This window comes from Variovorax sp. 01N425 (genome assembly GCF_056399465.1).
In genome coordinates this window covers 246041-260093 of record NZ_JBFTRJ010000009.1, presented here as the reverse complement: position 1 = coordinate 260093, position 14053 = coordinate 246041, and the positions used below count along the sequence as shown (strand labels likewise).

The window sequence follows — 14053 nt, the reverse complement described above, 5'->3', positions numbered from 1 at the left end:
CATGAACACAGCGCCCGCAGCCATTCGTCGTTCGAGGTTTGCAGCGCTGTCCTGGCGGCGGCACGGCTTTGGCGCCGCGCTGCTTCTCGCAATGCTCTGGCATGCCGGTGCGCGGGCGATGCCTGCGGACTCCGCGCCGGATGCGCCGCAGGCGAGCACCTTTGCCGACGGGCTGGAGTCGCCCTGGGGCATGGAGTTCATGCCCGATGGCCATCTGCTCGTCACCGAACGACCAGGCAGGCTGCGCATGATCAGCGCCGATGGGCGCGAGATCTCTTCCATCGACGGCGTTCCGCGCGTGGACCATCGCGATCACGGGGGCCTGCTGGACGTCGCCATCGATCCGGCCTTTGCCTCGAACCGCCTCGTGTACCTGAGCTACACCAAAGCCGGCCGCGGGCTGCACGCCGACCGCAACGGCTTGGCGGTGGCACGCGCCCGCCTGAGCGACGACGGATCGCGCATCGATGAATTCAAGGTGCTGTTTCGCCAGACGCCGGGCGCGGTGAACGGGCAGAACCTCGGCGGGCGGCTCGCGCTTTCCGCCGACGGCCATCTCTTCGTCACCATCGGCGACCGCCATGCGCCGCAGGACCGCATGCGCGCCCAGGCGCTCGCCTACTACCAGGGCAAGACCGTGCGCATCCGCACCGATGGCACCGTGCCCGACGACAACCCCTTCGTCGCACGCCAGGGCGCGCGCCCGGAAATATGGAGCCGCGGGCATCGCAATCCGCAGGGCGCATTCGTCCATCCCCGGACCGGGCAGCTCTGGGTTGCCGAGCACGGGCCGCAGGGCGGCGACGAGATCAACATCGTGCGCAAGGGCCTGAACTACGGCTGGCCGGTGGTGACCTTCGGCTGCGAGTACGACACCTGCGCCAAGATCGGCGAGGGAACATCGAAGCGCGGCATGGAAGCGCCGCTGGCCTTCTGGACAACGCCGAAGATCGCACCGAGCAACCTCATCCTCTACACCGGCGACCAGTTTCCCGCGTGGAAGGGAAACGTCTTCGTGGGCACATTGGCCGGCAAGGCCGTATGGCGATTCGAGCTCGCGGGCGAGGACAGCGCACCGCGCGTGGTTCGGCGCGAAGCCCTGTTCTCCGAACTGGGCGAGCGCATCCGCAACTTGAGGCAAGGGCCCGATGGCAGCCTCTACCTGCTCACGGATGGTGCCAAGGCGCGCATCGTGCGCGTGGCGCGGGCAGACTCGATGCTGTAGCAGGTGGCGTTCTTCTCGATCTTCGTTCGCCCCGCAAAAAAATTGCCGAATCGCACCGGGCCTGTAACCCGGGCTTCGCACGCCGCGAACTAGCAAGGGACTGCGCATTGGGCGCGGTTGCAATTTCTCAATCAATCTTCTGGAGTTCATCCATGATCAATCGTTCTTTCGCGATCACCGCTCTTGCACTGGGTGCCCTTGCCGCGGGCTCTGCCATGGCGCAAGACAAACCGATGGCCGACAAGACGGCCGCCATGGAAAAGTGCTACGGCGTCTCGATGGCCGGCAAGAACGACTGCGCCGCCGGCCCCGGCACCACCTGCGCGGGCACCTCCAAGGTCGACTACCAGGGCAACTCGTGGAAGAACGTTCCGGCCGGCACCTGCACCACCATCAAGACACCCAAGGGCATGGGTTCGCTGATCCCGATCAAGTCCTGACCGCTGCACTGCGCACGCTGCCATGTCCGACACCCTCGCGGCCGGCCTCGGCCTCAAGCCGGAGCACTACGAGGCCGCGCTCGGCGCGCGTGCCGAGGGCCTGTGGTTCGAGGTGCACCCCGAGAACTACATGGTGGCGGGCGGCCCGCGCATCGGATGGCTCGATGCGATCCGCGCGCGCCATCCGGTGTCGCTGCATGGCGTCTCGCTCTCGCTCGCAGGCGAGGCAGCGCCCGATGCGGCGCATCTCCAGCGGCTGGCGGCGCTCGCCCGGCGCATCCAGCCTGCGCTGATCTCCGAGCACCTCGCGTGGTCCACATGGAACGGCCAGTACTTTCCGGACCTGCTGCCTTTTCCGCGCAGCACCGCCGCGCTGCATCGCATCGCCGGCAACATCGCGCGCACGCAGGACGCGCTGGGCATGGCGATGGCCATCGAGAACCCGTCCCACTACCTGCACATCGACGGGCATGAATGGGACGAGATCGATTTTCTTGCCGAGCTGTCACGCCGCACCGGCTGCAGGCTGCTGCTCGACATCAACAACGTGTACGTCTCCGCATGCAACCTGGGCTTCTCGGCCGCGGACTGGATCGACCGCTTTCCGCAGGCGCCGGTCGGCGAGATCCACCTTGCGGGCCACAGCGCCGACCCCACCCTCGGCGATGCACTGCTGATCGATTCGCACGATGCGCCCATCGCACCGGAGGTCTGGCAGCTGTACCGGCGCTTCGTCGATCGCGCCGGCGCCCGGCCCACGCTGATCGAGCGCGACGGCAACGTGCCGGCCTTCGGGGAGCTCATGGCGGAGCAGCAACAAGCCGCGGCCGTGCTGCAGCGTGCCGCGCAGGAGGCCATCGCATGAACACGCCGCGCGATCAGTTCCAGCAGGCCTTTGCGCAGGCCCTGTTCGCTCCTTCGGAAGCCGCGCACCCTGCAGTGCGGGCGCTCGCCATGCAGCCCGCCTTCGCGGTGTACCGCAACACCGTGATGAAGGCCTGCATCGATGCGCTGCAGGCCAACTTCCCGACCGTTGCGCAGCTGGTGGGCGAGGAATGGTTTCGCGCCGCCGCCGCACTCTATGTAGCGGCCGATCCGCCGAGCGACGGGCGCCTGCTGCACTACGGCACTGGCTTCCCCGGTTTCCTGCGCGGCTTCGAGCCGGCCGCCGAGCTCGTCTACCTGCCCGGCGTCGCGCAGCTCGACACGCTCTGGCGCGAAGCCCATGCCGCGCACAACGCACCAGCCGCCGACGCCGCATGGATCGCCCGCCGCACGCCGCAGCAGATGGCGGCCCTGGTCCTTGCGCCGCATCCGGCAGCGCGCTGGGCCTGGTTCGACGAGCAACCGGTCTACAGCATCTGGGAGCGCCATCGCCGGCCGAGCGCGGTTGGCGACGAACTGGCCTGGCGAGGCGAGGGCGCTTTGCTGACGCGGCCCGCCGACACGGTGAATTGGCAAGGGATCACCCAGGCCGGCTGCGCCTTCCTCGACGCCTGCGCCAGCGGCGCAAGCCTTGCCGAAGCGGCGGAGCGCGCGCTGGCGGCCGACCCGGCGGCAGACATCTCGGCCATGTTCGCGGCCCTGTTGCGCGCCGGTGCATTCGCCGGCACTTCGGCTTCGCCTGCATCCAACGAAAGAGCACCATGAGCACCCACCTTCAGGCTCCCGCATCGATCGAAAACAGCAATCGCCGCGGTCTTCGCGCGCACTGGAACGCAGTGGCCGAACGCCTCACGCGCATCGTGGCCCACGACGCACTGGCACTGGCCACGCGCGTGGCCGTGGCGGCCATCTTCTTCTACTCGGGCCGCACCAAGGTCGAGGGTTTTCTCACGCTGACCGACAGCGCCTACGAGCTGTTCCGCACCGAATACAAATTGCCCTTCGTGCCGCCCGAGATTGCCGCGCACCTGGCGGCCTACTCGGAGCACCTGTTCCCGCTGCTGCTGGTGCTGGGCCTCTTCACGCGCTTGTCGGCGCTGGCCCTGCTGGGCATGACGCTGGTGATCCAGGTGTTCGTCTATCCGGATGCATGGCCGACGCACCTCTCGTGGGCTGCGCTGCTGCTGTACCTGGCGGGCCGCGGCGCGGGCCGCCTCTCGCTGGACCACGCGCTGCGCATTCGCTGACCGGCCGGCGCGCGGCCCGCGGGCTTCCACCCTGTTGAATCGGGCGCGGCTTGCCTATATTGGGCTGCCATGCCTTCCACCTGGTTTCTCGACACGCCACCTGCGGGCCAGCTGCTGGACGCAGGCGCCGTCGCGCACCTGCTCGACGCGGGCAGCGAGGAGGCGCCCGCGCTCCACATGCTCGACTTCATCAACCACGTGGTGCCGGTCGAATACATCTCGCTCGTGGAGTACATCGACGGCGTTCCGTCGCAGGTCGAAGGGCATGCGATGGGCCGGTGCGACAACATCACGGCCGAGTGCTTCTCCCTCTACAAGAAGCGGTTCCGGCTGGCGGACGACATGACCCGCCTGGCCGCGCGCATGGGTGGAGAGGCGCTGGCCCACGCACCCGTGACCGCCTTGCTGTATGACGCGGCGGACATCCCCGACCCGGCGTGGCGCGAGCAGATCTTCGTCGGCCGGCAATTGACGGGGCGGTTGAGCTTTCTCTACTCGCCCGTGCCGCGCACGATCTTTGCGATCAACCTGTACCGCAACCGGCAGAACGGCCAGTTCGCGCAAGCGGATGTTGCGCAACTGCTCGGCCTTGCGCCCCTGTTGAAGCGCGCGCATCGCAATGCGCTGTTCGCGCAGCTCGCATCGCCCGATACGCCGCTGCGCGTGGCGGGCATCGAGCGCACGCTGCAGCGCACGGCACCGCAACTGTCGCCGCGCGAGCGCGAGGTCTGCGCGCGCATCGCCTGCGGGATCGGCGCCGACGGCATCGCCGCCGACCTGGGCATTGCCGCATCGAGCGTGACGACGCTGCGCAAGCGCGCCTACCTGAAGCTCGCGATCCACGGACGCCAGCAGCTCCTGCGCTTCATTCACTAGGGCCGACCCGGAGCCTTTTGTACCCTTCCGCAGGGACAGACGAAAGCCGCGCGAATTCCTACATTGCCTGGACTCTGGGAGACAGGCATGTGGGTTCGAAACTGCTGGTACGTCATTGCGTGGGATCACGAGATTTCCGACAACGCGCTGTTCACGCGCACGGTGCTCGAGGAGCCGATCCTGGTCTATAGAACCGAGGGCGGCGAGCTCGTGGCGATGCAGGACCGCTGCTGCCACCGGCATGCGCCGCTGTCGCGCGGACGCAGGGAAGGCGACTGCGTGCGCTGCGGCTACCACGGCCTCAAGTTCGCCGCCGACGGCGTTTGCGTGGAGGCACCGGGGCTGGCCAGCATTCCCGTGAAGGCGCGCGTGCGGACCTACCCGGTGGTCTCGCACAACAAGTGGATCTTCGTGTGGATGGGGGACCCGTCGCTTGCGGACCGTGCGCTGCTGCCGGACAACTTCTCGTGCGACCACCCCGACTGGCGCTACAGGCCCGGCTATGTCCACTACGACACGCCCTACCTGCTGGTCTGCGACAACCTGCTGGACTTCTCGCACCTGAGCTATGTGCACGAGGGCACGCTGGGCGGCTCGACGGCCATCGCCCAGGCCGTGCCCAGGATCGAGAAGGTGCCGCGCGGCATCCGCGTGACGCGGCACGTGCCCGACGTGCCCCCGTCTCCCTTCTGGAAGTCGTTCCAGAGCTTCGACCGCAACGTCGACCGCTACTTCATCTACGACTTCCTCCTGCCCGGCACCTTGCTGATGAAATCGGGCGGCGCGCCGGTGGGGCAGGCCGAAGGCGAGCAGCGCGGCGGCGTGCAGCTGCACAGCTGCCAGGCGCTCACGCCCGAGACGGCAACGACCACGCACTACTTCTTCCAGCAGTCGCACCGAAGCAGCATCGCGGACCCCGCGGTCACCGAGACCATCTACCGCGGCCTGGTCACCGCGTTCGAGGAAGACCGCGAAATGATCACCGCGCAGTACCTGAACATCGATCCCGAAGCGCGGATGCTGCCGCTCGCGATGGACGCCGCGCTGGTGCAGTACCGGCGGCTGCTGCAGGAAGAGGTCGAGCGCGAGCAGCGCGCCTCGCAGGCCGGCTGACGCGCCGCCCCACATCCAGAACAACTCCAGGAGACCCCGATGCGCCGCCACTTTCTCACCCTTGGCCTCACCATGCTCGCCGCACTGCCGTTCGCGGGTTTCGCGCAAGGCAACTTCCCGGGCAAGCCGATCCGTGTCGTCGTCACAGCCCAGGCCGGCGGCGCCAACGACTTCGTCGCGCGCCTGATCGGCGAGCATGCCGCGAAGGCACTGGGCCAGTCCTTCGTGGTCGACAACCGCGCCGGCGCCAACGGCGCGGTGGGCCTGGGCGAAGTGGCGCGGGCCGCGCCCGACGGCTACACGATCGCGGTCACGCTCGGCGATTCGCTCATCAACAACGTCGCGCTCTACAAGACGCTGCCCTACGACCCGCAGCGCGACTTCGTCTTCCTGACGCAGGTCGTGCGCAGCCCGGCCATCCTGTCGGCCAACCTCGAGCTCGGCGTGAAGGACATGGAAGGCTTCCGCAAGCTCGCGGCGCGGCCGGGCCAGCAGCTCAGCTATGGCACCTGGGGACCGGGCGGCCTCGGCCACCTGGCGGGCGAGGCGCTCAACCGCAAGCTCGACGCGCACATGGTGCACGTGCCGCAGCGCGGCGAGGCGCCGGTCATGGCCGACCTGCTGAGCAACACCGTGAGCGTCGGCCTCACGTCGGCGGGCCTCGCGCGCCAGCATGTGCAGGCGGGCAAGGTCGTTCCGCTCGCGATCATGGGGCGCGAGCGCTCGGCCGTGCTGCCGCAGGTGCCCACGATGCGCGAACTGGGCTTCGACGATCCGCTGTTCGAGGCGGCGGTATGGATCGCGTTCGTCGCGCCCGCCAGGACGCCGCCCGCGGTGGTCGAGCGGCTGACGGTGGCGCTGCGCAACGCCGCCGCCATGCCCGAGGTCCAGGCGCGGATGGCGGAGCGCGGGCTCGAGATGCTCAACACCACGCCCGAGCAGTTCAATGCGAACTACCGGCGCGACTTCGACGTGATCACCCGGCGCATGCGGGAGTTCGGCATCGAGGCGCAGTAGCCGCCGCAGCGGCATCGAAGTGCGCCGCGCGCCCGCTGCGCCGCGCCGGCGCCTGTCTGGCTCCTTTGCGAAGTCTTGAACGTCCTGGTTGGACCTCTGCGCTGAAAAGCGCGCCCGAAGAGGTGAATTCCTTTATAGTCAACCAATCAGTTCACCATTTTCGATCTTCCACTGGAACAAGACAATGAACACTGCTGCCTCAGCGCGTCCGGCCGACGCGCTCGACTCCAACTGGTCCCTCGTGGCCGCCGGCGCGCTGATGACCTGCGTGGCCATCGGCGTGCTGTTTTCGCTGGCCGTTTTCCTGGAGCCCATGAGCGCGGCCACCGGCTGGTCGCGCGCGGGCATTTCCAGCGCCATGACGCTGGCCTTCCTGAGCATGGGCGTGGCCGGCTTCGGCTGGGGCGCCTTGAGCGACCGCTACGGCCCGCGCGTGGTGGTGCTCGCGGGCACGGTGCTGCTCGGGCTTTCGACGGTGCTGGCCAGCCGCGCATCGACCTTGCTCGAATTCCAGCTCTTCTACGGCGTGATGATGGGCCTTGCGGCCGGCAGCTTCTTCGCGCCGGTGATCGCCACTGCCGCGTCGTGGTTCGACAGGCACCGCAGCCTGGCCGTCTCGCTGGTGTCGGCGGGCATGGGCGTGGCGCCCATGACCATCTCGCCGCTGGCCGCCTGGCTGGTCACGCATTACGACTGGCGCACCGCCCAGCTGATCATCGGCATCGGCGCGTGGGTCGTGCTGCTGCCCGCGGTCTGGCTCATTCGCGCGGCGCCGCGCACCGCCCACGCCGCTCCCGGAGGCGCGGCCCCGGCGCCCGAAATGAAGATCGGACAGGCGCTGCGCTCGCGCGCCTTCCTGGTGCTCGGCATCACGTTCTTCGCCTGCTGCGCCGCGCACTCCGGGCCGATCTTCCACACGGTCAGCTATGCCATCGGCTGCGGCCTGCCGACCTTCGCGGCCGTCACCATCTACAGCATGGAAGGGGCGGCGGGCCTCGGCGGGCGGCTGCTCTTCGGCGTGCTGGCGGACCGGCTGGGCGCTAAGCGGGTGCTCGTGGCCGGCCTGCTGATCCAGGCCTTTGCCGCCGCGAGCTACCTGCTGGTGAACCGTCTCGGCGGCTTCTATGCCGTGGCCATCGTCTTCGGCCTGGCCTATGGCGGCGTGATGCCGCTCTATGCGGTGCTGGCGCGGGACTACTTCGGTCGCCGCATCCTCGGCGCGGTGCTGGGCGCGGCGTCGATGCTGTCCAGCCTGGGCATGGCGCTCGGCCCGGTGCTCGGCGGCTGGCTGTTCGACCGCTACGGCAGCTATGCCTGGATGTACATCGGCTCGATGGCCGTGGGACTTGGCGCCGTGGCCATCGCGCTCACGTTCCCGCGGACCGGTGCTGCCGGCGAGGCGCCGCGGCTACAGCCGGCGGGCTGATTTCTCGGGCGTCGATCAGCGGCACCGCCGCCTCCAAGAAGCGGCGCAGCTACAGTGCTTGCTGGGTTGTATCCTGTAGGCTACAATCCGTTCATGGTCACGGTCATTGAAACCGATGAGTTCTCCGCCTGGCTCGAGGGGCTGAAGGACGGCATGACGCGCATCCGTCTGGTCCGACAAGCCGACCCAGCAGCGCGACATTGAACGAGCCAAGAAGTTGGCTCTGGAGTTGCGAAATGAGCAAGATCAAGACCCGTCCATTTGATATCGCCAACTACCTTGCCAGCGAGGAAGACATGGTGGAGTACCTGCGCCAGGTGATGGATGACAACGACCCCGCCGAATTTGCCGGGGCGCTGGGTGCCATTGCGCGCGCACGAGGCATGGCCCAGCTCGCCAAGGACACGGGCCTCTCCCGCGAGAGCCTGTACAAGAGCCTCTCGGGAGAAAGGGCACCCAGCAGCGATACCCTGTTCAAGGTCATCAACGCGCTGGGCTTCAAGCTGAAGATAGAGCCGGCGCATTCCTGACAGCGGCCGATTCAGTTCGCATTGGCCCGCGCCGTGGCCATCGCGCTCACGTTTCCGCGGACCCGCTGCATGACTCCTTTTGCAGGCCTGGATCGTCCTGGTTCCATCCACAGCACACAACGGAGCCAGGTCATCATGAGCATCATCAAGGACAAGAACATCGTCGTCACCGGCGGAAGCCGCGGCCTGGGGCTGGGGCTGGTCGAAGCGCTGGCCGCGCAAGGCGCCAGGGTGAAGCTGGTCGCGCGCGACGCCGGCGCGCTCGAGGCCGTGCGCGCGCGGCTGGGCGTGGCCACCGTCGCTGCCGACGTGACCGACGAGGCCGCGGCCCACCGCATCCTGGCCGAGGTCCGCCCCGACATCCTCGTGCTGAACGCCGGCACGCCGCCGCGCATGGGCCGGCTGGACCAGCTGAGCTGGGCCGACTTCAGCGCGGCCTGGGAGACCGACGTCAAGGCCGGGCTCTACTGGCTGCAGGCGGCGCTCAGGCTGCCGCTCGCGCCCGGCGCCCGCGTGCTGGTGGGATCGAGCGGCGCGGCGCGCAACGGCTCGCCACTCTCGGGCGGCTATGCCGGCGCCAAGCGCATGCTCTGGTTCATGGCCAAGTACGCCAACGGCATTTCGGAGCAGCAGAAGCTCGGGATCCGCTTCCAGGCGATCGTGCCGATGCAGATGATCGGCGGCACCGGCGTGGGCGACGCGGGGGCCGCCGCCTATGCGCGCGCCATGGGCGTGGCGCCCGGCGAGTTCCTCGCGCGCTTCGGTACGCCGATGCCGCCGCGCGCCTTCGGCGACAAGGTGGTTTCGATGCTGGAGGACCCGGCCTATGCCAAGGGCTTCGCCTTCGGCTTCGGCGGCGACTCGGGCATCACGGTGCTCGAGGAGGCGGCCTCGTGAGTGCAGCACAGGCGCCTTCGCCGAACCGCAGCGGCAAGCAGGCGCAGCTGGCGGCGCTCGCCGAGGCGCTGCGGCCCGAACTGCACCGCTACTGCGCGCGCCTGATGGGCTCGGTCATCGAAGGCGAGGACGTGGTGCAGGACACCTTCGAGCGCGCCTTCGCGGCCGTGCACGCCATGGACGAGGCGACGCCGCTTCGGCCCTGGCTGTTCCGCATCGCCCACAACCGCGCGCTCGATCTGCTGCGCGGCCGGACGATCCGCATGGCCGAGCCGATCGACGCGGCCAACGACCTGGCCGACACGGCCAATCCCGACCCGATGGAGATGCTGATGCGCCAGGAAGCTGTCAAGACCGCGGTGTCGCGCTTCGCGGAACTCCCCATCCACCAGCGCAGCGTGGTGATCCTGAAGGACCTGCTCGGCGAATCGCTGGCGGAGATCGCAGCGGTGCTCGACCTCACGGTCGACGCCGTGAAGGGCCACCTCGCGCGCGGGCGTGCGCGCCTGCGGGAGATCAACGCAGAGCCGCCGGGCCCGCCCGCACCACCGCCGCCGCCGTCCGCCGCGCTCGTGCGCTATGTCGCGCTCTTCAACCAGCGCGACTGGGACGGCCTGCGCGCGCTGCTGGCCGACGACGTGCGGCTGGTCCAGTCGGCGCATCCGGTGCGCGCCGGCCGCGCCGACGTCGGCATGTTCTTCACGCTCTACGCAAAGGTCGATGGCGTATGGCTTGCCCCGGCATGGCTCGAGGGCCGCGAGGTGATCGCGGTGTTCGACCGGCGCGGCGATCCGGAACCGGGCTACATCATGTGGCTCGAGTGGCAGGGCGGCCGCATCAGCCTGATCCGCGACTACCGCCACATCCGCTACGTCACGGCCGATGCGCGGCTGCAGCTGATGGTTTCCGTCTGAGTTTTCGGAGCCAGCGGCCGCCGGCATCGAAGCCGCGGCAGGCGCCCACGGCGATCGCACCGGTGACCGCGAGCATGGCCGCGGTATGAACGCCGACCGCCGCGAGCGCCAGCAAGAGCGAGTCCGACGCGCTGAACGCCGTCGCCGCCCCATCGCCCATGCACAGCGGGATCAGCGCCGGCACTAGCATCAGGCCGGCGCCGTGGGCGGTGGACACCATGAAGGACCAGAGCGCCATCCCCGCATGCCCGGCCGGTGCGCGCGCCGCGCTGGGCGTGCGGCCCCACAGGTGAAGCCCCGCGAAGACGATCACCAGCACGCCCGCCAGCACCTGCAGCAGCGCGCGGTCGAGCGACAGGCCGAAGGCCACCGCGCCGGCCAACAGCGCCACCGAGGCGGCATGGCCGAATGCGATCGGCAGCAGCGCCCGCAGGGCCTGCCTGCGGTCGCGCGAACGCAGGCCCCAGGCGGCCGCCCACATCCAGCCGCTGGCAGGGTTCAGCCCGTGCAGGGCACCGACGCCCGCGACTGCGAGCCACGGCCAGAGGCTTGCCATGATGGTGTGCCTGCCGATTCAGCGCGGTTCAGTCGGGCGCGTGGCAGCACGAACCCGCCGCGGCCGCCGGCTTTGCGGCCGGTGCCGGTTCGTAGCGGTCGTGGTGGCGCACCCAGTCCATCGCGTAGACGGGGTTGGGCTCGTCGCGGCCCTTGGGCGTGAGGTCGAGCAGGCTGTAGGTGCCCATCATTGCTTCGACGCCGCGCTCGTAGGTCGAGTAGGTGTGGAACACCTCGCCCGCATCGCCCTTGTAGAACACGCTGATGCCGGGCGCCTCCTGCGCCGGGAAGGGCCGCACGCCGTAGTTGTAGTAGACCTCGCCCTGGCCCTCGGCCCACTGCTGCGGCGTGAAGCTCACGTTGAAGTCGTAGTTGAAGTCGTTGCCGTGCGCGGAGACCCACCTGAACTCCCAGCCCATGCGCCGGCGGAAGCGCTCGATCTGGTCCAGCGGTGCACGCGAGACGACCAAGAGCGTGACGTGGCGGTTCTCCAGGTGCACCTTCATTCCGCCGAGGTGGTCGGACATGTAGGAACAGCTCGGGCAGCCCTGCTCCCAATCGGGGCCGAGCATGAAGTGCTGCACCAGCAATTGGCGGCGGCCTTCGAACAGGTCGGCCAACGCGCGCGGGCCCTCGGGCGTGTCGAAGACGTAGTTCTTCTCGACGCGAGTCCACGGCATCGCGCGGCGCTCGCGGGCGATCTCGTCGCGCAGGTGCGTGAGTTCCTTTTCGCGCGCCAGCAGCGCCTTGCGCCGGGCGAGCCACTGGTCCTTCGAGACGACGGGGTGGTTTGTCACGGTGCTCTTTTCGGCAATGGCGGTGTTCATGCGTTTCTCCTTGGGCTCGGTGAGCCGATGTGGGTTGGGTCCATGCGCGGCTCCACCCGCCTGGTGGCCGGCGCGCTCGTCTTCGGCAGCAAAGCCGAAAGGGGGTTGTCGCGGTGGGCCGCTCAGGCCCGGGCGGCTTTCGGGCGCCGCACGGCGCGGACCTTGCCGCTGCCGCCGCCACCGCAATAGAAGAGATCGGCGCCGTCGGACTCGAGCCCGCTCACGTTGGCGCCGCGCGGCATCTCCAGCCGCTCGAGCACGGCGCCGCTGTCGGGGTCGACGCGGCGCAGCTCGCTCTCGTCGCCTTCCCAGGTGGCGTGCCACAGCTCGCCGTCGACCCAGGTCACGCCGGTCACGAAGCGGTTGGACTCGATGGTGCGCAGCACCGCGCCGCTGACCGGGTCGATCTGGAGGATCTTGCGGTCGCGGTACTGCCCGATCCAGAGGCTGCCCTCGGCCCATGTCAGGCCCGAGTCGCCGCCGTGGCCGGGCGTGGGGATCGACGCCAGCACCTTGCCGCTGGCCGGATCGATCTTGTCGATGCGCGCCTCGGCAATTTGATAGAAGTAGGTGCCGTCGAAGGCGGTGCCGGCATCGCAGGCGCAGTCGAGGGTGCGCGTGGTCTCGCCGCTCGCGGGATCGAAGGCCACCAGCTGCGCGCCGGTGGCCGCCCAGACGCGCTCGCCGTCGTGGGTCACGCCGGCCACGCTGGCGGCGCCGGCGAAGGGGCCGTACTCGCGCACGATCTCGGCCGTGCGCGGCGCGGCTTCCGTCTTGTCTTTCTTGCTCGCTTTGCTGCTGTTCATCGCTGGCTCCTTGTTGGCGGGCTCCGGGTTCGGCGCCTTGGAGACAACTCTATTCAATCGGCAGCGCGGCGGGGAGTAACAAGATCGTCGTGAATCCCGCCAGCGGCGGCGCCAGCCAGCGCTGCGCCCGCGCCCGGCCGATGGCGCGCACCCGCCCCTCGGCCTCGAGCTCGGCCAGCGCGCGCTGCACCGTGCGCTGGCTCGCGTCCAGCGCCAGTGCCAGCGCCGAGGTCGACCATGCCGCGCCATCGGACAGCAGCGCCACCAGCGAAGCCTGTTCGCCGTCGATGGGCGGCGCAAGCACGACCACCTCGCGCGCATCGCGCGGCCTGAGCGCAAAGCCGCGCGCCGTGGCCTCGATGCCGGCCTCGGCCGCGACCAGCGCGCGCAGGCGGCCGATCTCGACCCGCAGGCGCGCGCGCAGCGTCTCGTCGGGATGGCGGGTGTTGAACGCGTAGGCGATCAGCGCCTCGCGGTCGACGTCGCCGGGCCAGGCCTCGGCGAGCGCACGCGCCAGCGCGAACAGCACCGGCCGGCGCGCCAGCGGCCGCCATGCGCCGCCGGCGCCCACGCCGCGGCGGCAGGCGTCGACCACCAGCGCGTCCGAGGCCCGCAGCGCCGCCACCTCGTCGAGCCGCAACTCCTCTTGCCCGCCGGCAAAGAGCCGCCGTGCCGCGGGACGGTCGAGCGCGGCCCGCGCCTCCGCCACCTCGGCCGAGAGCGCGGGCACGCGTGCGCGGTCGGCCGCCGCCTGCGCACGGGCCAGCGCCGCGCGCGCCGGGCCGACGTGCAGCGAGCGCAGCGCCAATTCCATGGCGGTCAGCTCGGCCACCGCCTCGAGCGCCGGCGGCAGGTCGCGCGCATCGAGCGGCGCCAGCGCGGCCCGGGCCGCCTCGAGCCGGCCGAGCAGCAGCTGCTGGCGCGCCGCGATGAGCCGCGCCTGCAGCGCGTTGGCACGGTCCGCGTGCGCTTCGAGCGTGGCCGCCGCCGCGGCCAGCGCGCGCGGCGAGCCGCCGAGCTCGCGCATGGCCATCGCCACCTCGGCCTCGGCCACCACGCAGCGCGCGCGCGCCAGTTCCTCGTGGGCGCCAAAGCCGCGCGCGGCGCGCCGCAGCAGTTCGCGCGCACGCGGATGCTCGCCGAGCTGCGCCATCGCAATGCCGCGCAGGGCCAGCGCCGGCGGGTCGTCGCGCAGCGCGACCCGCTTGAGCGCGCCAAGCGCGTCGCCGGCGGCCAGGGCGCGGGCGGAGGCGGCAATCAGGGAATCCATGGGGCGAGGCTACACCGGCGCCAAC

The 14053-nt window shown here is 69.9% G+C and carries 16 protein-coding genes; 12 read left to right on the top strand and 4 right to left on the bottom strand.

Annotation, left to right across the window (positions count from 1 at the left end):
• Position 1 precedes the first annotated feature (1 nt).
• The 12 genes from AC1DSC_RS18395 (at position 2) to AC1DSC_RS18340 (ending at position 10570) form a co-directional block, all read left to right on the top strand.
• Positions 2 to 1225, top strand: a complete 1224-nt coding sequence (locus AC1DSC_RS18395) for a PQQ-dependent sugar dehydrogenase (RefSeq protein ID WP_369664625.1) — start codon at positions 2 to 4, stop codon at positions 1223 to 1225.
• A gap of 152 nt (positions 1226 to 1377) precedes the next feature.
• Positions 1378 to 1665, top strand: coding sequence for a BufA1 family periplasmic bufferin-type metallophore (locus AC1DSC_RS18390; RefSeq protein WP_369664624.1), 288 nt, complete (start codon positions 1378 to 1380; stop codon positions 1663 to 1665).
• Positions 1666 to 1687: 22 nt separating this feature from the next.
• On the top strand, positions 1688 to 2530 hold the full coding sequence (bufB, locus tag AC1DSC_RS18385; protein ID WP_369664623.1) for an MNIO family bufferin maturase: 843 nt from the start codon (positions 1688 to 1690) through the stop codon (positions 2528 to 2530).
• Complete coding sequence (locus AC1DSC_RS18380; protein WP_369664622.1) at positions 2527 to 3315, top strand: DNA-binding domain-containing protein; 789 nt, start codon at positions 2527 to 2529, stop codon at positions 3313 to 3315. The genes bufB and AC1DSC_RS18380 overlap by 4 nt, the downstream gene beginning before the upstream one ends.
• Positions 3312 to 3797 carry a DoxX family protein gene (locus tag AC1DSC_RS18375; RefSeq protein ID WP_278879722.1) on the top strand — a complete coding sequence of 162 codons (486 nt, stop codon included), beginning with the start codon at positions 3312 to 3314 and terminating at the stop codon, positions 3795 to 3797. The genes AC1DSC_RS18380 and AC1DSC_RS18375 overlap by 4 nt, the downstream gene beginning before the upstream one ends.
• A 69-nt stretch (positions 3798 to 3866) precedes the next feature.
• Positions 3867 to 4673, top strand: a complete 807-nt coding sequence (locus tag AC1DSC_RS18370; RefSeq protein WP_278879724.1) for a helix-turn-helix transcriptional regulator — start codon at positions 3867 to 3869, stop codon at positions 4671 to 4673.
• A gap of 87 nt (positions 4674 to 4760) precedes the next feature.
• Positions 4761 to 5786, top strand: coding sequence for an aromatic ring-hydroxylating dioxygenase subunit alpha (locus tag AC1DSC_RS18365; protein ID WP_412512458.1), 1026 nt, complete (start codon positions 4761 to 4763; stop codon positions 5784 to 5786).
• 39 nt (positions 5787 to 5825) lie between these two features.
• Positions 5826 to 6803: a Bug family tripartite tricarboxylate transporter substrate binding protein gene (locus AC1DSC_RS18360; RefSeq protein ID WP_278880859.1), complete on the top strand. Its 978-nt coding sequence runs from the start codon at positions 5826 to 5828 to the stop codon at positions 6801 to 6803.
• A gap of 184 nt (positions 6804 to 6987) precedes the next feature.
• A complete protein-coding gene (locus tag AC1DSC_RS18355; protein ID WP_436288328.1) occupies positions 6988 to 8229 on the top strand; it encodes an MFS transporter in 1242 nt (413 codons plus the stop codon).
• A gap of 236 nt (positions 8230 to 8465) precedes the next feature.
• Positions 8466 to 8759 (top strand): addiction module antidote protein, encoded by a 294-nt coding sequence (locus tag AC1DSC_RS18350; RefSeq protein WP_015866336.1) that lies wholly within the window; start codon positions 8466 to 8468, stop codon positions 8757 to 8759.
• A gap of 135 nt (positions 8760 to 8894) precedes the next feature.
• Positions 8895 to 9656 (top strand): SDR family NAD(P)-dependent oxidoreductase, encoded by a 762-nt coding sequence (locus AC1DSC_RS18345; protein ID WP_278880857.1) that lies wholly within the window; start codon positions 8895 to 8897, stop codon positions 9654 to 9656.
• On the top strand, positions 9653 to 10570 hold the full coding sequence (locus AC1DSC_RS18340) for a sigma-70 family RNA polymerase sigma factor (RefSeq protein ID WP_369664619.1): 918 nt from the start codon (positions 9653 to 9655) through the stop codon (positions 10568 to 10570). Before AC1DSC_RS18345 ends, AC1DSC_RS18340 begins: the two co-directional genes overlap by 4 nt.
• Here AC1DSC_RS18340 and AC1DSC_RS18335 read toward each other — a convergent pair.
• The 4 genes from AC1DSC_RS18335 to AC1DSC_RS18320 all read right to left on the bottom strand — a co-directional run bounded on the left by AC1DSC_RS18335 (position 10530) and on the right by AC1DSC_RS18320 (position 14028).
• Complete coding sequence (locus tag AC1DSC_RS18335; RefSeq protein WP_369664618.1) at positions 10530 to 11126, bottom strand: hypothetical protein; 597 nt, start codon at positions 11124 to 11126, stop codon at positions 10530 to 10532. The two genes, AC1DSC_RS18340 and AC1DSC_RS18335, sit on opposite strands and share 41 nt — an antisense overlap.
• A 28-nt stretch (positions 11127 to 11154) precedes the next feature.
• Positions 11155 to 11952: a DUF899 domain-containing protein gene (locus tag AC1DSC_RS18330; protein ID WP_369664617.1), complete on the bottom strand. Its 798-nt coding sequence runs from the start codon at positions 11950 to 11952 to the stop codon at positions 11155 to 11157.
• 122 nt (positions 11953 to 12074) lie between these two features.
• Positions 12075 to 12758, bottom strand: coding sequence for a Vgb family protein (locus tag AC1DSC_RS18325; RefSeq protein WP_015866341.1), 684 nt, complete (start codon positions 12756 to 12758; stop codon positions 12075 to 12077).
• A 49-nt stretch (positions 12759 to 12807) separates the two neighbouring features.
• Positions 12808 to 14028 (bottom strand): helix-turn-helix domain-containing protein, encoded by a 1221-nt coding sequence (locus tag AC1DSC_RS18320; protein ID WP_369664616.1) that lies wholly within the window; start codon positions 14026 to 14028, stop codon positions 12808 to 12810.
• Positions 14029 to 14053 lie beyond the last annotated feature (25 nt).